The 25,500-nt window shown below is 71.0% G+C and carries 23 protein-coding genes and 1 pseudogene; 6 read left to right on the top strand and 18 right to left on the bottom strand.

All coding sequences use genetic code 11. The annotated features are described in order from the left end of the window. Window positions 1-15: 15 nt before the first annotated feature. From dacB to ACGFNU_RS15990, 3 genes are all read right to left on the bottom strand, one after another. Window positions 16-1,629: a D-alanyl-D-alanine carboxypeptidase/D-alanyl-D-alanine-endopeptidase gene (gene dacB / locus ACGFNU_RS15980; protein WP_392594123.1), complete on the bottom strand. Its 1,614-nt coding sequence runs from the start codon at window positions 1,627-1,629 to the stop codon at window positions 16-18. A gap of 63 nt (window positions 1,630-1,692) precedes the next feature. Further along, complete coding sequence (locus tag ACGFNU_RS15985; RefSeq protein ID WP_392594125.1) at window positions 1,693-2,157, bottom strand: PPOX class F420-dependent oxidoreductase; 465 nt, start codon at window positions 2,155-2,157, stop codon at window positions 1,693-1,695. A 41-nt stretch (window positions 2,158-2,198) separates the two neighbouring features. Beyond that, window positions 2,199-2,534, bottom strand: a complete 336-nt coding sequence (locus ACGFNU_RS15990) for an aminotransferase class I/II-fold pyridoxal phosphate-dependent enzyme (RefSeq protein ID WP_392594127.1) — start codon at window positions 2,532-2,534, stop codon at window positions 2,199-2,201. Window positions 2,535-2,650: 116 nt separating this feature from the next. On the opposite strand from ACGFNU_RS15990, the gene ACGFNU_RS15995 reads away from it, so the two are divergent. After that, window positions 2,651-2,839, top strand: coding sequence for a LysE family transporter (locus tag ACGFNU_RS15995; RefSeq protein WP_392594129.1), 189 nt, complete (start codon window positions 2,651-2,653; stop codon window positions 2,837-2,839). 34 nt (window positions 2,840-2,873) lie between these two features. Here the strand turns inward: ACGFNU_RS15995 and ACGFNU_RS16000 are convergent, their stop codons facing one another. The 4 genes from ACGFNU_RS16000 to ACGFNU_RS16015 all read right to left on the bottom strand — a co-directional run bounded on the left by ACGFNU_RS16000 (window position 2,874) and on the right by ACGFNU_RS16015 (window position 9,816). After that, entirely contained in the window at window positions 2,874-4,280 is a 1,407-nt protein-coding gene (locus tag ACGFNU_RS16000; RefSeq protein ID WP_392594131.1) for an FAD-binding oxidoreductase, read from the bottom strand. Between the two features lie 109 nt (window positions 4,281-4,389). Further along, entirely contained in the window at window positions 4,390-7,461 is a 3,072-nt protein-coding gene (locus ACGFNU_RS16005; protein WP_392594132.1) for an ATP-binding protein, read from the bottom strand. A gap of 66 nt (window positions 7,462-7,527) precedes the next feature. Beyond that, on the bottom strand, window positions 7,528-9,078 hold the full coding sequence (locus ACGFNU_RS16010; protein ID WP_392594133.1) for a HEAT repeat domain-containing protein: 1,551 nt from the start codon (window positions 9,076-9,078) through the stop codon (window positions 7,528-7,530). 69 nt (window positions 9,079-9,147) lie between these two features. Then, window positions 9,148-9,816 carry a hypothetical protein gene (locus ACGFNU_RS16015; protein ID WP_392594134.1) on the bottom strand — a complete coding sequence of 223 codons (669 nt, stop codon included), beginning with the start codon at window positions 9,814-9,816 and terminating at the stop codon, window positions 9,148-9,150. A 258-nt stretch (window positions 9,817-10,074) separates the two neighbouring features. On the opposite strand from ACGFNU_RS16015, the gene ACGFNU_RS16020 reads away from it, so the two are divergent. Beyond that, window positions 10,075-10,719, top strand: coding sequence for a hypothetical protein (locus ACGFNU_RS16020; protein WP_392594135.1), 645 nt, complete (start codon window positions 10,075-10,077; stop codon window positions 10,717-10,719). A gap of 13 nt (window positions 10,720-10,732) precedes the next feature. Here ACGFNU_RS16020 and ACGFNU_RS16025 read toward each other — a convergent pair whose 3' ends face one another. From ACGFNU_RS16025 to ACGFNU_RS16045, 5 genes are all read right to left on the bottom strand, one after another. Next, window positions 10,733-11,140 (bottom strand): hypothetical protein, encoded by a 408-nt coding sequence (locus ACGFNU_RS16025; RefSeq protein WP_392594136.1) that lies wholly within the window; start codon window positions 11,138-11,140, stop codon window positions 10,733-10,735. Between the two features lie 182 nt (window positions 11,141-11,322). Beyond that, window positions 11,323-13,218 (bottom strand): glycoside hydrolase family 127 protein, encoded by a 1,896-nt coding sequence (locus ACGFNU_RS16030; RefSeq protein ID WP_392594137.1) that lies wholly within the window; start codon window positions 13,216-13,218, stop codon window positions 11,323-11,325. Further along, window positions 13,211-14,020, bottom strand: coding sequence for a carbohydrate ABC transporter permease (locus ACGFNU_RS16035; RefSeq protein ID WP_392594138.1), 810 nt, complete (start codon window positions 14,018-14,020; stop codon window positions 13,211-13,213). Before ACGFNU_RS16035 ends, ACGFNU_RS16030 begins: the two co-directional genes overlap by 8 nt. After that, window positions 14,017-14,994, bottom strand: coding sequence for a carbohydrate ABC transporter permease (locus tag ACGFNU_RS16040; protein ID WP_392594140.1), 978 nt, complete (start codon window positions 14,992-14,994; stop codon window positions 14,017-14,019). The genes ACGFNU_RS16035 and ACGFNU_RS16040 overlap by 4 nt, the downstream gene beginning before the upstream one ends. 2 nt (window positions 14,995-14,996) lie before the next feature. Next, the gene (locus tag ACGFNU_RS16045; protein WP_392594141.1) at window positions 14,997-16,265 is read right to left on the bottom strand and encodes an ABC transporter substrate-binding protein; all 1,269 of its coding nucleotides are present in this window, start codon (window positions 16,263-16,265) and stop codon (window positions 14,997-14,999) included. Between the two features lie 181 nt (window positions 16,266-16,446). Here ACGFNU_RS16045 and ACGFNU_RS16050 point away from each other — a divergent pair, with 181 nt between their 5' ends. After that, on the top strand, window positions 16,447-17,463 hold the full coding sequence (locus ACGFNU_RS16050; RefSeq protein WP_392594143.1) for a LacI family DNA-binding transcriptional regulator: 1,017 nt from the start codon (window positions 16,447-16,449) through the stop codon (window positions 17,461-17,463). Between the two features lie 90 nt (window positions 17,464-17,553). On the opposite strand, the gene ACGFNU_RS16055 is transcribed toward ACGFNU_RS16050, so the two are convergent. From ACGFNU_RS16055 to ACGFNU_RS16080, 6 genes and pseudogenes are all read right to left on the bottom strand, one after another. Beyond that, window positions 17,554-17,766 (bottom strand): hypothetical protein, encoded by a 213-nt coding sequence (locus ACGFNU_RS16055; RefSeq protein ID WP_392594144.1) that lies wholly within the window; start codon window positions 17,764-17,766, stop codon window positions 17,554-17,556. 302 nt (window positions 17,767-18,068) lie between these two features. Then, complete coding sequence (locus ACGFNU_RS16060; protein ID WP_392594146.1) at window positions 18,069-18,929, bottom strand: alpha/beta hydrolase family protein; 861 nt, start codon at window positions 18,927-18,929, stop codon at window positions 18,069-18,071. A 130-nt stretch (window positions 18,930-19,059) separates the two neighbouring features. Further along, window positions 19,060-19,881, bottom strand: coding sequence for a hypothetical protein (locus ACGFNU_RS16065; RefSeq protein WP_392594147.1), 822 nt, complete (start codon window positions 19,879-19,881; stop codon window positions 19,060-19,062). A gap of 50 nt (window positions 19,882-19,931) precedes the next feature. Then, window positions 19,932-20,858, bottom strand: a complete 927-nt coding sequence (locus ACGFNU_RS16070; protein ID WP_392594149.1) for an endonuclease/exonuclease/phosphatase family protein — start codon at window positions 20,856-20,858, stop codon at window positions 19,932-19,934. Window positions 20,859-21,002: 144 nt separating this feature from the next. Beyond that, window positions 21,003-21,503, bottom strand: a complete 501-nt coding sequence (locus ACGFNU_RS16075; protein ID WP_392594932.1) for a hypothetical protein — start codon at window positions 21,501-21,503, stop codon at window positions 21,003-21,005. Between the two features lie 214 nt (window positions 21,504-21,717). Further along, window positions 21,718-22,032 (bottom strand): annotated as a pseudogene (locus ACGFNU_RS16080) (tetratricopeptide repeat protein); the annotation flags it as partial. Here ACGFNU_RS16080 and ACGFNU_RS16085 point away from each other — a divergent pair. The 3 genes from ACGFNU_RS16085 (at window position 21,958) to katG (ending at window position 25,468) form a co-directional block, all read left to right on the top strand. Continuing rightward, complete coding sequence (locus ACGFNU_RS16085; protein WP_392594934.1) at window positions 21,958-22,284, top strand: hypothetical protein; 327 nt, start codon at window positions 21,958-21,960, stop codon at window positions 22,282-22,284. The pseudogene ACGFNU_RS16080 and the gene ACGFNU_RS16085 overlap by 75 nt on opposite strands. A 489-nt stretch (window positions 22,285-22,773) precedes the next feature. Beyond that, window positions 22,774-23,205 carry a Fur family transcriptional regulator gene (locus tag ACGFNU_RS16090; RefSeq protein WP_392594151.1) on the top strand — a complete coding sequence of 144 codons (432 nt, stop codon included), beginning with the start codon at window positions 22,774-22,776 and terminating at the stop codon, window positions 23,203-23,205. 34 nt (window positions 23,206-23,239) lie between these two features. Beyond that, window positions 23,240-25,468, top strand: a complete 2,229-nt coding sequence (gene katG, locus ACGFNU_RS16095; RefSeq protein WP_392594152.1) for a catalase/peroxidase HPI — start codon at window positions 23,240-23,242, stop codon at window positions 25,466-25,468. Window positions 25,469-25,500: the final 32 nt, after the last annotated feature.

Here is a 25,500-nt window from a genome sequence, read left to right on the forward strand (position 1 = left end):
ACCGGTGCCGCCCGATCAGCAGGTTCCCGTCCAGGAGCATTCGAGCGAGGGAACGCGCCGGCCCGGGTCCGACTGCACGGTGAGCCGCTGCTGGCTGGATCCGGCGGCCAGCCGGACGACGATCTTGTCTTGGGCGCCGCGGACGGCCGTGATGGAGCCCGGGTAGGCGTTGAAGAGGATCGAGTAGACGACGCGGACGCCGTTCGGATCCTTGACGTAGCCGGACAGGGCGGTCGCGCCGGTGAGGGTGCCGGTCTTGGCGTGGGCGTTTCCCTCAGCCGCCGTCCCGGCCATGCGGGTGCGCAGGGTGCCGCCGACCCAAGGGTCGGGCTTGCCCGCGATCGGCAGGGCGTTGTAGTACGTGCCGAACCATGGCTTGGTCCGGACGCCGCGCAGCAGGGTGACGAGCTGGTCTGCGGTCTGCCGGTTGCCGCGGCCGAGGCCGGAACCGTCGGCGAAGGCCAGCTGCGGGTTCTTCATGCCGAGCGTCGACACGTACCGCCGGACGGCGGGCAGTCCCGCGGCCCAGGTGCCCTTGCCGGTCTTCTTGCGGCCGATCGCCTTGACGAGAACCTCGGCGATGTTGTTGTTGCTGAGCTTCATGTAGGGAACGGCCAGCTTCGACAAGGGAATCGACGTGCGGGACGCCAGGGTGCGGGAGCCCTTGGGGGCGGTGCCGCGCACGGTCTTGCCGGTGACGGCGATGCCGCGGGCGTGCAGGGCGCGGCGGAAGACGTCGGCGGCGTAGAGGGCCGGCTCGTGGACGCTGGCCAGGCTCGTGCGGGTGCCGCCGCCGGCGGGCTGCGAGCCGGTGACCTCGATGACGTTGGTGCCGGTCTTGCGGAGCACGCTGATCGTGGAGGCGCTCCCGGCGGCACCGGTCGTGGCCCTGTTGACGATCTTGACGTAGCCGGTGGCGGGGACGGTGCGCACGGCGGCGGGCGTCCCGGCGGCGCGCGGGCTGACCTCGACGGCGATGGAGCCCGCGTTGAAGTCGGCGTCCGGCGACACGGTGAGCGCCGAGACCTGCGCGGCGTACGCGTACGGCGCGTCGGTGGGGTCCCACCCCGCCGGCCAGCGGCGGGCGTCGAACCAGGAGTCGTCGGCGACGAGGCGCCCGGTGACCTTGCGGACGCCCTTGGCGCGGAGCTGGGCGGCGAGGCGGTCGTAGTCCTTGGCCTGGAGGGTCGGGTCGCCGGTCCCCTTCAGCACGAGGTCGCCACGGAGCGTGGCGCCGCGGCGCGCGGCGCGCGTCATGACGTTCGTCCGGAACGTGTGGCCCGGCCCCAGGATCCCGAACGCGGCGGCCGTGGTCGCGAGCTTCTGGTTGGACGCGGGAATGAGGGGCGTGCCCCCGCCCCGCGCGTACAGCAGCTTCCCGTCGCCGTAGGAGCGGACGACGACGCCCACCTTGGCGCCCTTGAGCGCGGGGTCGGCGAGGACGGCGTCCAGGTCCGTACGCAGATCGCCGGACGGCTGGAGGGCGATGGTCTGCGTGGCCGCCACCGGGGCCGCGCGCACCGGCTCCGGGTCACCGGAGGTGAGCGTGACGGCCAGCGTGACCGCCGTGGCGGTGGCGACGCCGGCGGTCAGGAGGGTCGTGGTCCTCGTCATGGGAAAGAGGGACATTTCGGAGAGCCTAGAGCCCCCGGCCCCTCGGGACCAGGCTCTCCGCGATGATCGATCAGCGGGTCAGGACTGGGCGAGCTGCGGCGGGAACCCGCCGGTCGCGATCGGGCCCCAGCGCTCGATATCGATCCGGATCAGCGACTTGTTCTGCCGCGTCATCGCCTCGCGGTACTCGTCCCAGTCCGGATGCTCACCGGAGATGCAGCGGAAGTACTCCACGAGCCCGTCCAGCGCCGCCGGCATGTCCAAGACCTCGGCCTGGCCGTCGACCTGCACGTACGGCCCGTCCCAGTCATCGGACAGGACACAGATCGACACCGCCGGGTCCCGGCGGGCGTTGCGCGCCTTGACGCGCTCCGGATAGGTGGACACGACGATCCGGCCATCCCCGTCCACCCCGCAGGTCACCGGCGACATCTGCGGACGGCCGTCCGACCTGCCGGTGACCAGCAGGCCCCGATGGCGCGTTCGAAGGAACTCCAGCAGCGCAGGCCGGTCGACACGATCGGCAGCCGCGACACGTGGCATGCGAAACCCCTCTGCTCTTCTTCCCCGACCAGACCTACAGATCATAAAGCGCGACGATTTCCGCAGTTCAACGGCGTCCCTGCTCCAGGACTCATGAGCCGGTCAGCTCCGCCCAGGCGGCGGCGAGCCGGGGCGAACGCCCGCGCCAGCCCGTCTACGCGGATGCCGTCCTGGTCGAGCGGCATCCCGGCCAGCCGTGCCCCCGCCGCCCGGAACACGTCGAAGCAGCCGGGCCAGCCCGGGGACTCCACGACGACGACCGACCGCCTGCGCAGGTACGTCTGCGCCGCCAGCGCCAGCACCTGGGACACCCCGGTCGTGACCAGTACCTGGTCGGGCGTGGTGCGCAACCCGGTGGCGGTGAGGTGCGCGGCCACGGCGTCGCAGCGCGGGCAGCCCGCTGGGGTGGTGGCCGGCGTCCTCCATCAGGCCGGGCAGATCCTCGGCCAGCAGGGCCGCCAGCTCCACGCCGAGCCCGCTCCCGCTGCGCCGCGTGTTCCGCGACGGCGTGGTGGTCAACGTGCTCAACCCGAAGGTCGCGCTGTTCTTCCTGGCCTTCCTGCCGCAGTTCGTCACCTCCGATGCCGGGACGGCCGGCGCCCGCGCGCAGATGATGGTGCTCGGCGCGGTGTTCTTCGGCCTGGCCTTCGCGCTGGACGCGGGCTACGCCGTCGCCGCCTGATCCGCCCCCGCAGGACCAGGCGCCTGCCGGGCCGCTAGGAGCTGGGCCGGATGTTCTGGTTGATGTGGAAGGTGTTGTCCGGGTCGTAGCGGTCCTTGACCTGGGTCAGCCGGGCGTAGTTGTCCCGGTAGGCCGCCTTGACCCGCTCCTGGCCCTCGCTCATGAGGAAGTTGACGTAGGCTCCGCCGGCCGAGCTGGGGTGCAGGGCCTCCCAGTAGTCGCGCGTCCATTGCGAGATGAGCTCGGCGTTGGCCGGGTCCGGGTCGACGCCGACGATGACGCCGGCCCAGCCGCCGTCGCGGTACGGGAACGCCGTGGCGTCGGCGGGCACGCGGCCGGCCGCCCCGTCGACGGGGTAGAGGTGCATGGTGGAGTGGCCGGTCGGCAGCTGCTCCCCGTACTTGAGGTGGACGTCGATCGCGGCGTCGGAGATCTCGTTGAAGAAGTCCGCCCGCCAGTACCACTGCAGGCCGGCGGGGTAGAGGCCGTCGAACGCGCTCTGCAGGACGGAGAACGGCATCTCGTGGAGGCCCATCAGCAGAGGCGAGCCGAAGGACTTGACCGGTTCGAGCACCTTGTCGGCATGGTCGTGCGCACCGGTGTAGCACCACACGATCGCGGCGGCCTTGCGTCCCCAGAGTTCCTCCGGGAACGGCGGAGCGGGCGGAACGGTGATCAGCCCGAACCAGCCGCTCAGCTCCTCCGGCAGCGACGGCAGCAGTTCCCGGTACCAGCGCATGACGTCGGGAGTGTCGGCCAGGTCGTACAGGACCGGGCCGCCGATGATGGTGCCGCCCTCGCCGATGTCATGGCAGCGGAACGTGAACGAGGTGACGATGCCGAAGTTCCCGCCACCGCCGCGCAGGGCCCAGAACAGGTCACTGTGGGAATCCTCGCTGGCCGTCGCGAACGTGCCGTCGGCGAGCACCACGTCGGCGGCGAGCAGGTTGTCGATGGTGAGACCGAACCGGCGGGAAAGGTAGCCGATGCCTCCGCCGAGCGTCAGCCCGCCCACGCCGGTCGAGGCGAGGAACCCGGACGGGGTGGCCATGCCGAACCCGACGGTCGCGTGGTCGACGTCTCCCCACGTGCATCCGGCGTCGACGCGGACGGTGCGGTTGCGGGGATCGACCGTGGTGCTGCGCAGCAGCGAGAGGTCGATGACCAGCGCGTCGTCCCACACCCCGAGACCGGCCGCGTTGTGGCCGCCCCCGCGGACCGCGAGCTCGACGCCGTGCGCCCTGCCGAACCGTACGCAGGCGATGACGTCGACGACGTCCCGGCAGCGCGCGATGGCGGCCGGACGCTTGTCGATCATGGCGTTGTAGACGGCCCGCGCGGTGTCGTACCCGGCGTCCCCCGGCCGGATCAGGTCACCGCGCAGGGCGGCGGCGAGCTCTTCGTACGAGGCCATGGCGGCAGGGCCTGTTGCCGTGCTCATGTCGTTCCCCCAGAGTCGTGTCGTTCGAACACCGGCACGTTAGGGACCACAGCGTTCGCGCAGCGTTCGCCTCGGCCTCAGAGCAGAACGCCCAGTTCAGAGTCGCGGCCTAGGTCCGCTCGCTCAGGTCGTGCTCGCATCGGCGGAGCAGCGCGGTGCTGCCCTGGCCGGACGCCGTCCTCGCGGCGGAACACAGCCGCGCGATGGCCGATTCGCCCTCGTCGAGGGCGGCTCGCATCCGTATCACCTCGGGCAGCCACCACAGGTCGTCGCGCGACTGCCCGGCGGCGAGGGCGGCGTCGAGGGTCGCGCGCGCGGCGTCCGGCTGGTGGTCGCGCGCCTGGAGGTCGGCGAGCAGCGACAGCCAGTACGGCATGCGGGCGAACGAGCCTTCCGCCTTCAGGTTCCCGATGCCCCGCCGGGCGAGCTCCAGGCCCTCGCCTCCGCCCCGGGCCCATCCGTCGAGGATCAGTCCCCATTCGCGGTAGTAGGCGAAGTCGTACCGGTCGCACAGCTCGCGCAGTTCGGCGACGGTCGTCCCCAGCCGCGCCACGTCGTCGCGCATCTGATGGGTGACACAGCCGTACGCCAGCGCCACGGCCAGGGTGTAGGGGTGCCCGATCGCCCGGGCGAGCTCGATCGCCTCGGCACTGCTGGCCGCCGCGTCGTCGTCGTGGCCGAGCAGCCAGTGGACGTGCGCCGCCCAGGCCGTGCCATGGATGTCGGGCCTGGTCCCGATGCTCAGCACGAGGGCGCCGCTCGCCAGCCTGGCGCCGAGCCGCAGGTGACGCAGCGCCTCGGCGGGCCTGCCGAGGCTCAGTGCCGTCCCGCCGACGGCGAGATGGGCCGGGCCGCTCTGCTCGGAGTCCGGACCGGCGATGCTCAGCGCGCGCACCGCGGTCTCGTATCCCTCGGCTGTACGGCCCTGGACGAACCGCGACGCCCAGAGCGCCACCAGGGCGGCGGACAAGGAGTCGTCGTGGCCGAGCGTTTCGGTCAGCACGACCGAGCGTTCGAGCGTCTCGCACAGGTCCGGCGACGCGTAGCCGTACCTGGCGTTGAGCGGCGCCGCCATGGCCTGGAGAACCTCGAGTTCCTTCCTGTCCCTGTTCCGGCCCGCGGGCAGCGCCCGCACGATCGACAGCGCCTTCCGGTGCAACATGATCGCCTCGGCGTGCGCGAACAGCCCCGCGACGACCTCGGCGGCCCGCCGGTAGTACGCCAGCGCCCGGTCGGGGTGGCCGCCGCGCGCGTACTGCTCGGCCAGCTGGGCCGAGACCGCGTCGGTGTCGTCGGCGTGGAGCAGCTCCAGCCCCTGCGCGACGCGGCGGTGCAGCAGCCACCGCTTCGGCGGGCTGACCTGCGCGTACGCCGCGTCGCGCAGCAGATCGTGCGAGAAGTCGTAGCCGTCGCCGAACTCCCGCACGATCCGGCGGTGCCACAGCTCGTCGACCGCCCCGACCACGGCACCGGCGTCGAGGTCGCTCGCCTCGGTGAGCAGGCCGAGCGTGAAGTCGGTGCCGACCGCCGCCGCCAGGCCGGCCACCTCGCGGGCGGCCGCGGACGCCTGGTCCAGCCGGTCGCGCAGGACGGAGGTGAGATCACCGAGCGAGCCGGAGACGCTGTCCGGATCGGCACTGCCGCGCAGGGCCTCCACGACGTACAACGGGAAGCCGCCCGTCGTCGCGTGGAGCAGGCTCGCGTCGGCCTCCCGGAGCGGCCGGCCGGAGATCACCTCGGCGAGGCGCCCCGTGTCGGCGACCTCCAGCGGGCTGAGGGAGAGCTCGGTGAGCAACCCCGTGGCGCGCATCCGGACCGTCCACTCCGCCAGGTCGGGATCCACACCCGGACCGTCGTCGCGCGACGTTCCCGTCACCATGACCTGGGCGCCGGAGGCCCGCCTCAGATAGAACGCCAGGAACTCCAGCGTCTCCCGATCGCACCACTGCATGTTGTCCAGCACCAGCAACATGGGCCGGCCGACGGCGATCAGCGCACGCGCCAGTCCCTCGAAGAACCGGTGACGCTGCCAGGCGTCCGCCTTGGCCCGCGCCCCGGCCCCGGGGTCCCCGTGCACGCCCGTGGCCGGCACCAGCCGGTCGACCTCGGCACGCCACGCCTCGTCCAGGGTCGCGGTGGCCGACCGGACGACCGGGTGGCGCAACCAGTCGGCCACCGGCGCCAGCGCCAGCCGCCCCGACGACCCGAAGCACTGGCTGCCGGTCACCAGGGCGCCCTGCCGCCGCGCCAGCCCGGCGAGCTCGGTCACCAGGCGGGTCTTCCCGACACCGGCACCACCGCGGACCAGCGCGAAGCCGGGACGGCCCGCCGCGGCGGCCCGCCACACCTCGCACAGCAGGCCGAGCTCCCGCGACCGGCCGACGAGGCGCGGCGCGGCGCCCCCGGACCGGCGGCCCGCCGGCCCGATCGCCGGCGCTCCTTTCCGAGCGCCCTCCCGCGCGGCCGCCATCAGGCGCTGGAACGCCTGCCGCGTGGCCGGGTCCGGAGCGATGTCGAGCTCACGCTCCAGGACCGACGCGCAGTGGTGGTAGGTGCTGATGGCACCGGCCCGGTCGCCCAGGTCGGCCTGCAATCGCATCAGAACGCGATAGCCGACCTCCTCCAGCGGCTGCAACCGGATCCGGCGGCGGGCGGCGTCGACGGCCCCGGCCAGATCACCGCTCCCGGCCCTCGTCGAGGCGACCAGGTCGCACATGTCCACGCACTGGCGCTGGAGCTCTGACCTGGCGTCGAGCACCCAGTCGTCGTACAGACCGGGCAGCAGGTCCCCCTTGTACTCGGCGACGGCCCGGGCGGCGTGCTCGACGGCCGCCTTGTCGTCGTCCCTGGCCGCCGCCGCCAAGGCGAGTTCGCGCTCGGCGGCGAAGACTCGCAGGTCGACCTGGCACATAGGCGTGTCCTGCCAGCACAGATCCCTGGACGTCACGACGAGTGAGGAGGCCTGGCCGAGAATCTGGCGCAGGTGGTGCAGCTCCCGGCGCAGGTTGGTCAGCGCCTGGGCGTCCGCCGAATCGGGCCAGAACAGCCCCGCGATGCGCTGCCGGGCCTGGGGTGACCCGGCATGGGCGACCAGGAACGCGACGAGGGCGACCGTTCGTGGTGAACGAGTCCGCAGTCCGGTCTCGTCATCGTTGATGACCTGGTCCCCCAGCAGCGACACGTACAACATTTCAACGTCGCCTCCCCGGCTTTCAGGCTAGGCGCCCATCCGGGAGATGTGGGTGGTTCAACTGGCCGCGTCAGGCCTGAACCCGCGGGGGTCCAGATGCGTCAGCGCGGCGGCCGTGAAGGTGCGGACGTAGTAGTCGGTGTCGTTCTGGCTGCGTTCAAGATGAGGGCGAAGTACGTCCTGTTCGGCCGTCGTCAGTCCCTCTCCCTTGGCCACTTGCAAGAAGCTCATCGCCGCGCCTTGGCGCACGTGGGGATGGGCGTCGTCGAGGAACCTCAGCCTGCCGGTGAAGCCGATGTCGCCGAATCGTTCGGCGAGGTGGAGGGCGGTGGAGCGCACCCGGCCCTCGGGATCTTCCAGCAGCGCCGGCAGCAGGGGACGCACCTCCGGAAGGTGGTACAGGGCGTTGTGGTAGGTGTCGGCGTTCTCCACGTCGCCGCGGAGCATGTGCGTAAGCCGCTCGGCCGACCGGCGCGCCAGCTCGCGCACCGCGGGGTCGCCCGCGGCGGGCGGGACCGGCAGACCGGGCACACGTCCGGCCCGCCACCGCTCCAGCCGGCCGGTCAGGTCGCCGTCGATCCGCCGGAAGAAGGCGCCCAGCCCCTCGACCGCGCCCAGGCGCACCGGCTCGGCCCGATCCTCCAGAAGACCGAAGAGAAACTCGGCCTCGGGCGCACCGCCGGCGGCTCCCAGCTCCCGGGCGGCCACGGCGCGCAGCCGGGCCCACCGCCGCCCGGATCCCCCGGCGGCCCGCCGCAGCAACTCGACGGCCTCGACCGTGCCCGCGCCGGCCAGTGCCGCCGCCGCGGCGGGCCCGCACCCGGGGTCGGCCAGCCAGGCGGCCGCCGGCGCCACGGCCTCGGGCACGCGGTGCGCGGCCAGCGCGCCGAACAGGATGGTGCGCGCGCCCGCTTCGGTCTCCGCCTCAAGGGCAGCCAGCAGGGCCCGCGTCACCCGCGGATCGGGATCCCACAACCGGCGCCAGGCCGCCTCGCGCGCCTCAGGCCCGTTACCGGCGCCCATTCCCGGGATACCGGCCTGCGGGGAGTCCAGCCGGTCCAGCGCGCGCCGGCGCACATCGGCCGTTCCGGTGCGCACCAGATCGGCCAGGACCGCGTCGGCCTCGGGCAGCAGGCGCAGCAGGCATCCGGCCGGCCCCCACACCAGCGAGTCGGAGTCGGCCACCAGCGGGATCAGCGACTCGGCGGGCACCGCCACCTCGGACCGCAGCAGCCAGTCGAGCACGACGGCCCGGTTGCGCAACGCGGTGTCCTCGACCCGCCGCGCGAAGCACGCGGCCACCTCGGGGCCGGTCGCACCGAGCCGGTTCAGCGCGTTGACCGCGCGCCGCCGGACCTCGGCGTCGGCATCGGAGCACAACACCGTCAGCGGCTCGATCGGCGCCTCCTCGCCCTGCCCGCCGAGCTGCCTGCCGAGCCCCAGCGCGGCCGCCGCGCGCACCTGCGGCGCCGGGTCCGCGGCCAAGGCGGCCAGTTCGGCGGCATGCCCGGGAGCCCGGCTCAGGCCCTTGGCCGCGGCCGCGCGGCGCTCAGGATCGGGTGAACCGAGCTCGCGCAGAAAGAAGGCCACCTGGTGACCAGCGATCATGACCATTCCCCCGGTGATCGGTCCTGTGGAGAAGACGATCCAGGTGAGCGGCCGGTTGACAAGATCAGGTCAGCCGGCGAACCGGAGGACGGCGTCGTAGGCGATGCCGTACCCCACCGAGGCCGTCCCGCACCTGCCCTCGATCGCGGTCGCCTCCACCGCCAGGGTCCGCACTCCGGTGACCCGGGCCCGCACGGACGCCGGCGCTCCCCGGGCCACGACCCGCCGTTCGAGCACCGCGCCGTCCCCTCGCAGGACGACCTGGACCTTCAGTCCCGCCGGGGCGGCCGAGCCGAGGATCAGTGCGGTGGACAAGGTCGTGTAGGCCCTTCTCAAGTTGAACCTGGTGACGGCGGGCGTCTCCTCGCAGCCCACCCAGAAGGTCGTGCTGCTGGTGGACGTGCGTCCGCCGAGCACTGCGGTCCGCCGCCCGCCCGAGGGGCCGTCGGCGTCCGCCCCGCTGAAGACCTCGAAGAGCGCGGTGGTCTTCGGCGTGGCGCGCGCGGGGGGACTGGAAGGCGCGGTGGGGCCGGGCCGGGCGGGAGGGCTGGACGGGGCCCGTGTCGGCGGCGGCGGGGGCGAGGACATCGATGCCATCGGGGTGGGCGTGCGGTCATCGCTCACGATCGGCCTCGGCGGGACGGGGGCGGGCGACGGCTCTCCCACCGCCCGGAACTGGGCCTGCGTCACGGTCGCCGCGACCAGCACCACGGTGATGGCGCCCCCGACGGCGAGCACCTGCCGGCCCGTCGGCTGCCGGGCGGCGGCCCCGAGGAACCTCCCGGAACGATCGACAGCACGTTGGAACGGTCCCTTGCCTTGATGCCGGCCTCTCACGGTTCCGATCGCCCCTCCTGCCTCACCAGGCGGCCGATGCCACCTGAGTCACCTCCTCCAGATAGAACGGCTCCCACCGGCCCAAAGGCTCATCGTTCGGGGACTTATCCTGCAGATTCGCGACCTTGAGGGACTAAGGGTCCGCTAAGGTCACCGGCCATGGCGAATCGGTCATATCTCTTCGTCGGCGACCACGAGGGGATCAACCCCGGCTGGGCGGACGACATCCCCGACATCGAGCAGTGCGTGCTCGCCGAGGACGTCTACTGCGTGCCGCTGCTGTGGCTGGCGATGTTCCGGCCCGCGGACCTGGTGACGACGACGTTCCCTCCCGAGGACGATGACGACGACGAGGGCCCGGTCGAGGTCACCGCGCCGCTCGCCCCGACGGAACGCGCGCTCGCCCAGCTCGACGCCGCCCTGCCCGCCCTGCACTCGATCTTCCAGGACGCCGGGCGGCTGGACGAGCACGCCGCGCTGCTGCGCGAGGGCATGGAGTCCATGCCGGGCCGGTTCGTGACGATCGAGCTCTACGAGATCGCGGTGCTGATCGACGAGGAGAAGTACTACCGGGACCTGCGGGCCGGGCTGGGCAGCCTGGACGGGCCCGGCGACCTCGCGGCGGACCGGGCCCGCCTGACGGATCTGGCGCAGTTGCGCGAAGGACGGCCGTTCCCGCCGGCCCGGCTCGTCGTCGACGGTCTCGACGCGCCGGACGACGACTGGTGGAACCACAGCCGGCTGCTCGGGACGGGCTATCTCCGTCCGGTGCCCTGGGAGGCCTCCGCCGCCGCGCCCGCCTGACGGGCGGAACGCGCTAGCACTCCTTCGGGGACGTGACCGACACGATGTCCCAGCCCTGGTGCCAAACCTTCTTCTTGCCCTTTGTCCCGGGATTCACGGTGATGCACGCGTGCTGATGCGGCTTGCTCTTGCCGGCCTTGACCACGACCCTGATGGTCCGCTTCGTCTTGCAGTGGTTATTGAAATAGAACGTCGTCGAGTCGCGCGCCTCGTCGTAAGAGATGTTGAACTTCTTGCCCTTCGGCTTGGAGCAGGCCCAGCCCTTGCGCGTCTGGATCTCGGCGGTGCCGCCACCGGCGCCGGCCTTGGCGGCGGGAGCCGCGGCTTGAACTGAGGTCTGAGCGGATGCGGCGGGCGCGCCCAGCATCGCCAGAGCGATTCCCGGCACCGCGAGTGCGGGCACCAGCTTCTTGTAGCCCATGACCGTTCCCTTCTCTCAATGGGATTTCTTGAGCGTGATTTCTTGAGCGTGCCTGGAGCCTAAGAGTCCGATGCCGGCGCACATAGGCCACAGGGAGCCAATTCCCTTTTAGTGCCGGGGGACTATGCCGAACGCCTCGACCCGGCTTTATCAGCTGCCGGATCGAGGCGTTCGGATTGTCGTCAGGAGATTTCGGGAAGCCACACTCGCATGGCGGCGGGACCCCGATTTCCCCACAGGTGGTACGGGATGAGGGTGAGGGGCTCCGGGGCGTCCGCCGAGGTGGCCGGCTCATCTCCGTAGGGCCAGGGTGTCTCCTCCGGGCGGGTCTCGCGGGCGTTCACGGTCAGCGTCACCGCCGAGCCCAGATCGGCACTCGTGCTCTCGGCTGGAGGTGTCGCGGGATCCACGCCGAGCACGTCCAGCCGGGTGTCGGGGGACTCGGCGCAGTAGACCAGCGGACCGCGCTCGACCGCGACGCAGCCGCGCACGGCGTCGATGCGCGGGTCGGGACGGGTCCAGCGGGGACGCATCGGGAGGTCGAGCCGGAGCTCCTCCCCCGGCCGCCAGTCGCGTTCGATCGTGACGAGCCCCGGGGCGGCGGCCTGCCGCGTATCGCCGTACGACACCGACGCGCCGTCCGACCACGCCGGAACGCGGAGGCTGATCCGCCATGGCCCGCCGGGCGCCTCCATGACTCGTACGGTCACGGCCCCCGACCAGGGATAACCCGTCTCGACGCGGAGTCCCACGCGGCCGCGGGGCAGGGCGGTCTCGATCGTGCACGCGGTGAGCTGGTGCAGTTGGACGCCGTGGTCGTCGGTGGTGGCCACGTAGGCCGGGAGGCTCGCCAGTGTCCGGCCGAGGTTGGCCGGGCAGCACGAGACCGCGAGCCATGGCGCCCGCCGGCCCACCGGGGGCCGCCCCCAGGGCCACTGCCCCTCCACGCGCGGCCCCGGGACGCGCTGCTGGAGCGTGTTGACGTAGAAGAAGGCTTGTCCGTCCATCGCGGGCGAGGCGGCCACGACGTTGTAGAGCGTCCGTTCGGCGAGATCGGCGAAACGCGGCTCGCCGGTGGCCAGCAGCAGCCGCCAGGAGAGCATGACCGAGGCGACGGCCGCGCAGGTCTCCGAGTACGCCGATTCCGGGGGCAGTTCGTGGTCCTCGCCGAACGACTCGCCGGAGTAGCGCGAGCCCATTCCGCCGGTGAGGTACGTGCGGGCGGCGACCGTGCGATCCCATTGCGCGATCACGGCCTGCAGCAGTTCGTCGTCGCCCGTCTCCACGGCCACGTCGACCGCGCCGCTCGCCAGATACAGGGCACGGACGGCGTGACCTCGCATGACGCGGGCCTCACGGACCGGCACGTCGTCCTGGAAGTAGGTCCGGCCGTATTCGATGTCGGCGAGCGCCGGCCGGCCGCGCCGTTCCACGAACAGCCGAGCCTGTTCCAGGTAGCGGTCGTCGCCGGTCACCCGCCACAGCTCCACCAGGGCCATCTCGATCTCGGCGTGGCCGCAGACCCCCTCCCTGCCGTCCGGTCCGAACTCGCGGTACACGTGGTCGGCCGCGCGCCGGGCGACCCTGGTCAGCTCGTCCTCGCCGTGCGTGCGGGCACGCGCCACGGCCGCCTGGATGAGGTGGCCGTAGCAGTAGAGCTCGTGGCCCCATTCGAGGTCGCCGTAGCGATGGCCCGGGCCGAGCGGGCCGAACCGGGTGTTGAGGTAGCCGTCCGGTTCCTGGGCGGCGGCGACCAGGGCGGTGATCTCCTTCAGCCCGGGGGCGTCCGCCCCGGCGCGCGCGGACTCCCAGGCGAGTCCCTCCAGCAGCTTGTAGACCTCCGAGTCGGCGAACTCCCGGCCGCTGAGCTCGCCGGCCGGGCGTCCTTCCGCCGCGACGCGGAAGTTGCCGATCCATCCGGTACGGGTCATCCAGTCCCGGCAGTGGCCGAGGATGACCGAGGCGTTCAGCTCCTGCCGGTCGCCCCAGAATCCGGGGGCGAGGCGTACTTCGTCGACTCCGAGCGGGCGCAGCGCGCCCCTGGTCGGAACGACCGGTCCCTTGATCGGCTCAGCCACGCAACGCTCCCGACATGAATCCACGCACGTAGTGGCGTTGGAGGACGAGGAACAGCACCAGGCACGGCAGCGCCATGACGACCACGCCGGCCTCGAGCGCGCCGTAGTCGATGGCGCCGAACGTGCGCTGCTGCATGCTCACGGTGGCGACCGGCAAGGTGAACTTGGCGGCGTCATTGATGAGGATCAGCGGCGCGAAGAAGTCGTTCCAGGCGGTCAGGAAGGCGAAGAGCCCGACCGTGATCAGCCCCGGCCGGACCGCGTGCAGCAGGACCCGGAGCAGGGCCGTGAACGTGGTGCAGCCGTCGACGAGCGCGGCCTCCTCCAGTTCCTTGGGCACGGCCTCGAAGGAGTTGCGCATCATGAACACCGCGAACGGCAGCTGGAACATGACGAGCACCAGGCTGAGCCCGACGAGGGTGTTCTGCAGGTGCAACCATCCGAGCAGCACGTACAGCGGGATGAGGATGGTCGCGTACGGCACCATCAGGATGGACAGGGTCGCGAGGAAGAGCAGGTTCTTGCCGGGGAAGGAGAACCGGGCGAACGCGTACCCGCCCAGCCCGGACACGACGATCGTGCCGGCGACCGTCATGGCGGAGACGGCCACGCTGTTGAACAGGTACGTCGGCAGCCCCTCGCCGTAGCCGGCCATCTTGGTGTAATTGCCCAGGCCGAAGCCGGACGCCTGGCCGCTGCCCGGCTGTCCCTTGAGCGAGGAGTAGCCGCTCCACAGAAGGGGGAACAGGAACAGCACGGCGAGACACGCCCCGGCGCCGTGGAAACCGAATCGGGCCCTCATCCTTTCTCCTTCCGGGTGCGGTGCCGCAGCACTCCCAGCTGGACGACGTTCAGCACGATCAGGACGGCGAGCACCACGACCGACAGCGCGGCGGCCGCGCCGAGGTCGAAGCGGACGAAGGCCTCCCGGTAGATCACCATGACCATCGACATCGTGCTGTTGTCCGGCCCGCCCTGGGTGAGGATGAAGAACTGGTCGAACGCCAGCAGCGAGCCCGTGACGCTGAGCGTGAGCATCAGCGCGATCGCGGGCCGCAGCAGCGGCAGGGTGATGTGCCGGAACGTGGCCCAGCCGGACGCGCCGTCCACCCGGGCCGCCTCGTACACCTCCACGGGGATGCCCTGGAGCCCGGTGAGCAGGATCAGCATGTTGAACCCGGCGAACCGCCACAGGACGAGGACGATCGTGGAGAACAGCGCCATGTCGGGTGTGCCGGTCCAGGCGACCGGCTCGTCGATGACGCCCAGCCCGCGCAGCATCGGGTCGAGCGGCCCGATGCTGTTGCTGAACAGCCCGTAGAAGAGCAGCGAGGCCGACGCGAACCCGACCGCGCAGGGCAGGAAGAACGCGGTCCGGTAGAAGCCGGTGCCGCGCCGCCGTTCCTGGACGAGCAGGGCGAGCCCGAGCGCCGCCCCGGACAGCAGCACCGTGATGATCGCCGTGTACTTGAGGGTGAACCAGACCGCGTCGCGGAACAGCTGGTTGTCGCGCGCACGCGTGTAGTCGGCCGGGAAGTTCGCGGTCGGCTCGCCCAGCAGCGGCCACCGGTGCAGCGACATCCAGAACACCATGACGAGCGGCAACAGGAAGAACACGGCCACGACGACGGCGGTGGGCATGGCGTAGCCCCACCCCGCCAGGCCGCGCGACCGCCACCAGGGCCGCCGCGGCGCCGGCCGCCGATCCCGCGCGGACTCGGCGTGCGCGGAGCCGCCCGGCTTTCCGGCGCGGGATCGGGCGATGGTCACGCTCATCCTCACTGCTGCTTCAGCGCGGCGGTCAGCTTCCCGGCACCGGCCGTCAGCGCGCCGGGCACGTCGTTCCCGAAGACCGCTCCCCTGGCGACCTGCAACCACGGCCCGTTGGGATCGTTGTAGGTGGGGCCGAAGTTCATGGCGAACGGGGTCTTGCCCTTGGCCACCATGCTGTTGATGAGGACGACCCGGGGGTCGGCGGCCGAGTACTTGTTGCCGGCCAGGTCGGTGCGGGCCACGACGTCCTTGTTCTTGGCCACGATCTCGGTCTGGGCCTGGTCGGACATGGTCCAGGAGATGAAGTCCCAGGCGGCGTCCGCGTTCTTGCTGGTCGAGGAGATGCCGACGGAGTCCCCGCCGACGAACGTCGACTCCCCGCCGTCGGGCCCGGGGATGGGGGCGACCCCGACCTTGACCTTGTCGTTGTCGGGCATCGTCCCGAGCGTGGTGGACGGCATGGGCAGCAGGCCGACCTTCCCCTTGGGGAAGACGCCGGTCCAGGTGGCGCCCTTCTCGTCCTTGGTCGCCGGGTCGACGACGCCGTTCGCCCAGAGGTCCCGGTAGGTCTGGAAGACCTGCTGGGACTGCGGGGCGTCGATGGTGGACGTGGTGCCCTGCTCGTCCATCACCTCGCCGCCGGCGGCCCAGATCGACGGCCAGTAGGTGAACACGTAGCAGCCGCCGCAGGAGCCGCCCCAGAACGTGCCGTAGGTGTCGCCACCGATCTTCTTGCGGATGGTGGTGGCGTGCTGGGCGAACTCCTTGAGGGTCTTCGGCGGCTTCTCGGGGTCGAGGCCCGCCTTCTTGTAGAGCACCTTGTTGTAGAAGAGGACGGACAGGTCGAGCGTGTGAGGCAGGGTGTACTTGCGTCCCTCGTACGTGCCGAGCTTCATGTGCGACGGAGCCATGGCGGCGGCGTACGGCAGTTTGGCGATCCGGTCGGAGAGGTCGAGGAAGAGCCCTTGCGAGGTGTACTTCGGCACGAAGATCACGTCGGCGGCGAAGACGTCCGGCAGGTTCTTGGCCCCGGCGGCCGCGGCGATCCGGGGCTGGTAGTTGTCGACCGGGATGACGGTGAGCTTGACCTTGTTCTTGTGCGCGGCGTTGTAGGCGTCGACCAGCCTGCGGGACTGCGCCTCGGTGGGCGACCGGGTCCACATGGTGATCGTGGTGCCGTTCGCGGCGTTCCCCGAGTCGCCGTCGCCGCCGCCACAGGCGCCCAGCGCGAGTCCCAGCGCGAGCATCCCCACGGCGCATCGATTGGTCTTCATGGCCCTCCTTCTGGAGACCGAAGTGTGTGAGGCGTCACACGGACCATCGTCCCGAAACGACCTGAAAGGTTTTCGGTACTCTGATAAGAGCTATAAACCTGGAGAGAGACCCTGTCAACGGCCCATTGCTCGAACGTGTCCTTGGGCGGCCGATGTCGGCCCATACGAAAGGTTTTCTGCGATGGGACGGAAGCGATCGGTCACGATCAGTGATGTCGCGGCCGGTGCCGGAGTGTCGATCGCCACCGCTTCCAAGGCGCTCAACGGACGCGAGCAGGTACGGGCCGAGACCCGCGCCCGGGTGCTCCAGGTCGCCGAGGAGCTCGGATTCCAGCCCAACGCCCTGGCGCGCGGCCTGCTCAGCGGCCGGACGCAGACCGCCGGCCTGCTCACCGACGGGGTCGACCGGTTCAGCCTGCCGGTGCTGCTGGGCGCCGAGGACGCCTTCGGCGCCGGCAAGATGTCGGTCCTGCTCTGCGACGGCCGCGGCGACTCCATCCGCGAGCAGCACTACATCCGCACGCTGCTCGCCCGCCGCGTCGACGGCCTCATCGTCGTCGCCGAGAGCACCGACCCGCGCCCGTCCATCACCGACGACCTGCCGATTCCCGTCGTCTACGCGTACGGGCCGTCCACCGACCCCGCGGACGTGTCGTTCGTGCCCGACGACGTCGGCGGCGCCGGGCTGGCCGTCAACCACCTGCTCACCCTGGGCCGCCGCCGCATCGCGCACGTGACGGGTCCCGTCGACTACCTGGCCGCCAGGGACCGCGCCGTCGGGATGCGCGCCGTCCTGGACGAGGCGGGCCTGCCGCTCGCCGGAGGAGAGGTGCTGCACGGCGCCTGGTCACAGCGCTGGGGCCGGCAGGCCGCCGAGCTGCTGCTGACGACCGCTCCCGAGCTGGACGCGGTGTTCTGCGGCAGCGACCAGATCGCCTATGGCGTCGCCGAGGCCGCACACGAGCTCGGCCGCCGGGTTCCCGACGACCTCGCCATCGTCGGCTATGACAACTGGGACGTCTTCGCCACCGAGGCCCGGCCGCCGCTGACCACCGTCGACATGAACCTCGAACGCCTCGGCCGCGCCGCGGCCCAGCACCTGTTCACCGCCATCGACGGCGGCGCCGGCGGCGGCGTGCACCGCATGCCCTGCCGCCTCGTCGTCCGCGACTCCACGGCCCCCCGCCGAAGCGGCTGAACGCCCCCGCTACATACGAAACCCTCCTTGTGCGGGGCCCCACACCGGCCCCGCGCAAGGAGGAGACCATCTAGCTCCTGGAGGAGCCTGTCACTTGAGCCAGAGCAACCAGTCGCTCGGCCGCTCGGTGCACTTGTACGCGTTGTAGTTCTCGCGCACGTACTGCTGACCCGCATCAACACACTTGCTCCTGGTGGGGTAGGAGCTGTGCGGCTTGAAGTCCGCAGCCTGGGCGGGGACGCTGAACCCGCCGACCACCATGGCGGTGACACTCGCGCCCATCAGGATCTTCCGTACACGCATTCTCGGCTCCTCTCGCCGGACCAATTCCCGAAGATCATCGCAACGGGACAGGAGCTAAACGATCACAACAGCTGCCGAGGCCACGTGATGATCTTCGGGTATTCGCGCCGTTGAAGATCGTCCGCGCCGGGTGCTGTGATGGCTTACGGCATTGCCCTGAATCCATGTCGTCCTGACTGCGCGGCGTCCTGACTGCGCGGCGTCCCGGACGCATGCGGCGGCCCGCCGGGAGCGGGGCGCTCCCGGCGGGCCGGTTTCTCACCAGTGTGGGCGCAGCAGGCGTGGGCTCTGTAGGTGTGAGCTCAGTAGGGGCAGGTCTGGCGGTACACCTGGATCGTCGGGCTCGGCGCCGGGGGCGGCGGGCACAGGAACTGGTTGTAGCGGGTGTCCTCGTCGACCCACCGCTTCATCCACGAGATGGCGTATTTGGCGATGGTGTCGTTGTCGCTGGTGAAGGTGAAGTGCCCGGCGTTCTCCAGCTCCAGGTACGCCTTCTCGCCCGCGAGCTGCGCGTAGAACGGCTCGGAGTGGAAGCCGGGGCTGGCGACGAAGTCGTTGTCCCCACCCATGATCATGGTCGGCACGCGGACGTTGCTCCAGTCCATGCCGAGGTCCCAGGGCGCGAGCGGGATGGCGGCCTTGAGGCTCGGGGTCTGCTGCGCGGCGCGCAGGGTGCCGCCGCCGCCCATGGACCAGCCCATCACCGCGAGCCGGTTCGGGTCGATCCGGCTTTTGACGGTGGCGTCCTTCTTGATGTAGTCGAGCGCGGACAGCAGCTGGGCCGCCCTGGCCTCGGGCAGGTCGAATCCGGTGGTGATCTCCAGGGTCATGACGACGAAGCCCTGGGAGGCGAGCCGTGGCCCGTACCAGGACACCAGGGCCTCGGGTGAGACGAAGCCGGGCGCGACGGCGATCGCGCCGAACGTGCCCTGGCTGGTGTCGGTCGGGTAGTAGAGGGTGCCCTCCCGGATGCCCGGGTGGCTGAACGCGCCGACCTTCTTGCTGGCGATGGCGAACGGGCCCAGCTTGGCGGTGACGCTGGCCTCGGTGGGCGCCGGCCCGCGCTGGTAGGGGTTGGCCACTGCTTGGGCGGGCGCGGGACTGGCCATGATTCCGGCGACCAGGGCCGCGATCGCGGGAATCAGCTTGAACGATTTCTTCACCGGCGGGCTTTCCCTTCCATGGGGACGGGGCGGCCATCAGTGTGGAATCGTCCGGACGTTCGCGCTGTGCGGAAATCGCTGAACTTGCCCGCGTTCCTTTATCGGAAAGCGTGGCTGTCCGAAAGCGCGGCTACCCGATGCGGACGGCCGACACGATCCATGCCTCGCTGGGGCACTGGAGCGTGAAGCCCGGCGCGTGGCCGGCCAGCTCGCCCGGCTCGACGGTCACGCCCGCCGCCGCGAGCTCCGTGACGACGTCGCGGAGCGGCCGCCCGAGCAGCTGAACCCGCTCGCAGGTGACCGTGCGGGCGAGCGAGGCGATGACGATCCCCGTGAGGACGTCGTCGGCGTCGAACTCCAGCGTCAGCCCGTGCTCGATGTAGGAGTCCTCGCCCGCCGCCCCGTACTCGGGGACGGACTCCAGGCAGGTGCCGAGCATGGCCCGGAGGTCGTCCCGCCGCATGCCCAGCCGCACCGGCCCGGTGCCCACGCCCGGCGTGATCTCGTGGTCGGTGAGCGTCCCCACGCGCGACTCGCCCTCCACGAAGTCGCCCACGCGGCCGCGCCGGTCCTTGGGGAAGAGCCCGACGATGGACACGTCCCTGTCCGCGCACCAGAGGTTGAAGCCGTCGTCGGGGAACTCGCACCCCTCGTCGTTCTCGACGAACGGGCGGCCGAGCATGTCCAGCTCGTCGCGGACGGCGATGTACGGGCGGCCGAGCAGCTGCACGTCCCGGTAGTAGAGAGGGGTGTCGAAGACCTCGATGTAGATGAGCCGCTCATGGTCGTCGTGATGGAGGATCAGCCCGTGCCGCACGTACTCGTCGGCCAGCCCGGTCTGAGCGTGCCCCTTGCGGAACGTGCGGTGGCTGCCCAGGCGCTGCTGGAGCACGGCACGCTCCTCCCCCAGCCGCGCCTCGGCGAGCCCTTCGAGTGGCAGCACCTGGAACACGCAGAACACCCCTCATCTGCCATTTCGCCGAGACGTCGGCGGCGCCGGGCTCAGAGCTCCCAGTAGCCCTTAGTAAAGCAGTGGTCGCTGCCGATGAGGGGCTCATCGGGGTGCTCGGGGTCGCTGCAGTAGGGGTAGAACGAGCGCGGGATCCCCACGCCCCGTTCGACCAGGATGTAGTCGATGTGCTTGGTGGCCTTGGCGCCGCCGCCGTTGCGCGTCCAGCTCGGAAAGGTGCCGATGACTTCGCCGTCGGCGTCCGTCCCCGTCTGCACCAGATCGACCATGTCACGGAATTCCGGCGGGAGCTGATCGGGGGTGATGTTGAAGTCGCCGGCGAGGACCATTCTGCGACCGGGCCCGCCCTCGCCGTCGAACGCGCGGGCCTCCTTGTAGTAGACGCTCGCCTGCTTCGGCGCCACCTCCCCGTCGGTCTCCAGATGCGCCGTGCAGGCCGTCATGGGACCGGCGTACGTCGTCACCCGCAGGCACAGCGCCCAGCGGCACTCCTGCAGAGCGCAGTTCAGGCCGGGGTTGGGCAACGCGATGGGCTTGACCTTCTCGATCACGCCGCCGGGCGCGAACATCGCGATGCCGTACGATCCCCCGCCCGACCCGCAGAGGGGGTGCCTGCCATCGGCCTCCTGGTACACGCCCTCGGTCTTCAGATCGAGACGCAGCCTCTCGAAGTCGGTTCGGCAGATCTCGTTGACCGAGATGAACCAGGGCCTGTCCGCGGCGGCGGACGCGCGCAGGTGGTCCAGCGCTCCCTGCCGGTACTTCGCGCCGCGCGGCGAGGCGCAGAAGAAGTTGCCCTGGCACAGGTTGTAGTGATGGATCTTCACGGTCGCCGTCGCGGCCCCGGCCGGGACGGCGCGGTCGGGGATGCCGCCGGACGCGGGGGCCAGGGCCGCGACCAGCGCGATCACCACGCCCAGCAGAGCGGCCGCGCGCGGCTTCCCGGCCTTCCTGCGCATCCATGCCTCCTGCCGCACCTGCATCTGACGGCGGCGGCTCCGCCGGCGTTCATCCGGAAAGTATGTGAGCCGCAGAGGACCGTCAGCGCCCCAGACCGCTACCGGTCAAGAAGATCCACTGTAACCGCCGCGATCGCGGGCGGGTCAGTACGCGGTCGCGCGATATTCGGTCTTGTTCCCGAGGACCAGATCGCCGCCGACGCGAACCTCGCCGCTGAACGTCACGCCCTCCGCCAACGGCGGCGCGGGCACATTCGCCGACACGTTCGCGGACGTATTCGCGGGTGCGGCCGGGGCGATCTCGGAAGCGGGCGATGTGAACGGAAGCCAGATCCAGGCCGAGATCGATGTCTCCTTCACCGTGACGTCCAACCGGCGGTAGGCGGAGGCGGGGATATCGCCGTCGGAATGGGCGGCCACGAACTCGTAGACGAAGGGCGAGGTGATGAAGCCCAGGTCGGCACCGGACGTCGCCAACGCCTCCTTGAGGGCCGGGGCTTCCAGGAGGCGCGCGGTGTGGTTCACGGCATGGCCCGAGACCCCATGGGGATCGGGGTAGACGGGTCCGATGTGCAGCGCGGCACGAAGCTGGATCCGGACGGGGTCGGCGGCCTGCCTGTTGTGTCTGCGGAGCGTCGTCGACATCTGGGTGAGGAAGGGACTCACCAGGGCCGCGGTCGGGATGTCCGGCCGCCCGCTGGAAGTGACCCTGGGCGTCGGCCGGTCTGGCGAGCGCCTGGTAGAGGTCGCCGAGCAGCAGCAGGCTCTCGCTGCGGCCCCAGGCGTCCCCGATGTCGTCCTGGATGCGGTGGGCCTCGCATGCGCGTTCCAGCGTCTTGGCCGGCGACCCCGCGTCGTGGTGAACGCGCGCGATGATGTCGAGGGTGTCGGCCTCGCCGCGCCTGTCGTTGATCTCACGGCGGATGGCGAGCGCGCGGTACGCGTGGTCCAGTGCGGTGGGCATGTCACCGGCGCGCCGGAAGATCCGGGCGATGGTGTTGAGGCAGTCGCCCTCCCCGTGCCGGTCGCCGATCTCCTCGCACAGCGCGAGTGACCGGCGCGCGTAGTCGAACGCCTCGCCGTAACGACCGTGGTAGCGGTGGATCCGGGCCAGCAGGTCCAGAGATTGGGCCTCGCCGCGGCGGCGGGCGACGGAGCCATCTGGCTGTGGAATCTCGGACGACCGCGCTCCTCCGTCCTGACCGCCACCTGGAGCACGGCGAACGACGCCCTCTACACCAACGGCTTCACGCGAGCGCGATCGATTCTCGTGACCGGCGGCGTGGGCAGGGAGGTCCAGCTCTGGAACACCGACGTCGGCCAGGTCATCGACGGCATATGCGCCACCGCGGGAACGCAGATCACACGTGCCGAATGGCAGCAGTACCTCCCCGACCGGCAGCACGAACCGCCCTGCGATCCGTAAGTCCGGCGATGCGTCAACCCTTGGTGCGTTCGGGTGCGGGAGGCGGCACCGAGAGGAGCGGAACGTTTGGGTGGGGAAGACGGTTCAGCGCCGGTGAGTCCAGTGCCGGTCAGGGGCGCTGCTATGCCCTCTACCAGCGGCTACGCCGTTTTTCACCGGGGATGGGGGCTCGCTGGGGAGGGGCGGCCGTCCGCGGGACCGGTCTGCTCTTCTCTCCGTCCAACTGCGCTCGTAGCCTGAAAAAACGGGAGCAAGCGGGCGATACCGACACTTGGTGTACAGCGAGCGTGACAGAACGTTGATGGCCTCCCCGGCGTCGTCCGGGGGCCGGCCGGCCCCTCGTACGCGGCGATCCGGACGGCGAGGGCGGGGGTGACGAGGGACGTGAACATTGCGGGTTACCCGCCATGGAAGGCCGCAAACGCGGTCGGCGGAAGATTTTCCACGCTTGTCTTGACTCATTCAAGAAAATGGGCCAACCTGTGGGGCATGGCCACGACCTCGGACTTCCAGCGGCTCCTGCGCGGAGCGGAGCTGCGCGTGACCCGTCCGCGGGTGGCCGTGCTGGGCGCGGTGTACGCGCATCCGCACGCCGACACGGATTCGATCATCCGTGCCGTGCGCGCGGATCTCCCCGAGGTGTCCCACCAGGCCGTGTACGACTCGCTGCACACCCTCACGGCCGCCGCCCTGGTGCGCCGCATCCAGCCCTCGGGCTCCGTGGCCCGCTACGAGTCACGGGTCGGGGACAACCACCACCACGTCGTCTGCCGGTCGTGCGGTGTCGTCGCCGACGTCGACTGCGCGGCCGGCGAGGTGCCCTGCTTGACCGCCGCCGACGACCAGGGCTTCGTGATCGACGAGGCCGAGGTCGTCTACTGGGGCCTGTGCCCCGGTTGCTCCACCCCCCGCAGTTCCTGAGCGCCATGATCCACTTGGTCCGGAAGGATTCCCCATGACTGAGAACCACGACGCCATCGTCACCGACGCGAAGCCGGACGGCGAGGGCGGCTGCCCGGTCGCGCACGGACGAGCCCCGCACCCGACCCAGGGCGGCGGCAACCGCCAGTGGTGGCCGGACCGGCTCAACCTGAAGATCCTTGCGAAGAACCCCGCCGTGTCGAACCCGCTCGGCGAGGAGTTCGACTACGCCGAGGCGTTCCAGAGCCTCGACCTCGCGGCCGTGAAGCGGGACATCGCCGAGCTGCTGACCGAGTCGAAGGACTGGTGGCCGGCCGACTTCGGGCACTACGGCCCGTTCATGATCCGCATGGCGTGGCACAGCGCGGGCACCTACCGCATCAGCGACGGCCGCGGCGGCGCGGGCGCCGGTCAGCAGCGCTTCGCCCCGCTGAACAGCTGGCCGGACAACGGCAACCTCGACAAGGCCCGCCGCCTGCTGTGGCCGGTCAAGAAGAAGTACGGCCAGAACCTGTCGTGGGCCGACCTCATGATCCTCACCGGCAACGTCGCCCTGGAGACGATGGGCTTCGAGACGTTCGGCTTCGCCGGCGGCCGTGAGGACGTGTGGGAGCCCGACGAGGACGTCTACTGGGGCCCCGAGACCACCTGGCTCGGCGACGAGCGCTACACCGGCGACCGCGAGCTCGAGAACCCGCTGGGCGCGGTGCAGATGGGCCTCATCTACGTCAACCCCGAGGGCCCCAACGGCACCCCGGACCCGATCGCCGCGGCGCGCGACATCCGCGAGACGTTCCGCCGGATGGCGATGAACGACGAGGAGACGGCGGCCCTGATCGTCGGCGGCCACACGTTCGGCAAGACCCACGGCGCCGGCCCGTCCGAGAGCGTCGGCCCCGACCCCGAGGCCGCCCCGATGGAGCAGCAGGGCTTCGGCTGGAAGAGCACGCACGGCACCGGCAAGGGCGGCGACGCCATCACCAGCGGTCTTGAGGGCATCTGGACCAACACCCCGACCGCCTGGGACAACAGCTTCCTGGAGATCCTTTACGGCTACGAGTGGGAGCTGTTCCAGAGCCCCGCCGGCGCCAACCAGTGGCGGCCGAAGGACGGCGCCGGGGCCGGTACCGTCCCCGACGCCCACGACGCGTCCAAGACCCACGCCCCGACGATGCTGACGACCGACCTCGCGCTCCGCGTCGACCCGGTCTACGAGCAGATCACGCGGCGCTGGCTCGACCACCCCGAGGAGCTGACCGACGCCTTCGCCCGCGCGTGGTTCAAGCTGACCCACCGCGACATGGGCCCGGTCGTGCGCTACCTCGGTCCGGAGGTCCCCGCCGAGACGCTGCTCTGGCAGGACCCCCTGCCGGCCGTGACGCACGAGCTCATCGACGCCGACGACGTCGCCGCCCTCAAGGCACAGGTCCTCGCGTCGGGTCTGTCGGTGTCCCAGCTGGTGTCCACCGCGTGGGCGTCGGCCTCGTCCTTCCGCGGCAGCGACAAGCGGGGCGGCGCCAACGGCGCTCGCATCCGCCTCCAGCCGCAGGCCGGGTGGGAGGTCAACCAGCCCGACGAGCTGGCGACCGTGCTGCGCACCCTCGGTGGCGTCCAGGAGTCCTTCAACGCCGCCCAGACCGGCGGCAAGCGGGTCTCGCTCGCCGACCTGATCGTGCTCGCGGGCGCGGCGGGCGTCGAGAAGGCCGCCAAAGACGCCGGTTTCGACGTCACGGTCCCCTTCACGCCGGGCCGCGTGGACGCCTCGCAGGAGCAGACCGACACCGAGTCGTTCGCCGCCCTCGAGCCGACCGCCGACGGGTTCCGCAACTACCTCGGCAAGGGCAACCGGCTCCCGGCCGAGTACCTGCTGATCGACAAGGCGAACCTGCTGACCCTGAGCGCCCCCGAGATGACCGTCCTCGTCGGCGGCCTCCGCGTTCTCGGCGCGAACTACCAGCAGTCGCCGCACGGCGTCCTCACCACGACGCCCGGGTCCCTGACGAACGACTTCTTCGTCAACCTGCTCGACCTGGACACCACCTGGCAGGCGACGTCGGAGGACGCGACCGCCTTCGAGGGCCGCGACGCCACCGGCCAGGTCAAGTGGAACGCCACCCGCGCCGACCTCGTCTTCGGCTCGAACTCCGAGCTGCGGGCGCTCGCGGAGGTCTACGCGAGCGATGACGCGAAGCAGAAGTTCGTGACCGACTTCGTCGCGGCATGGGACAAGGTGATGAACCTCGACCGGTTCGACCTCGCCTAGTCACCGACGTCGTCTCGTCAATGACGTCGTCC

It is taken from the genome of Spirillospora sp. NPDC048911 (genome assembly GCF_043198015.1).
Lineage (GTDB): Bacteria > Actinomycetota > Actinomycetes > Streptosporangiales > Streptosporangiaceae > Spirillospora.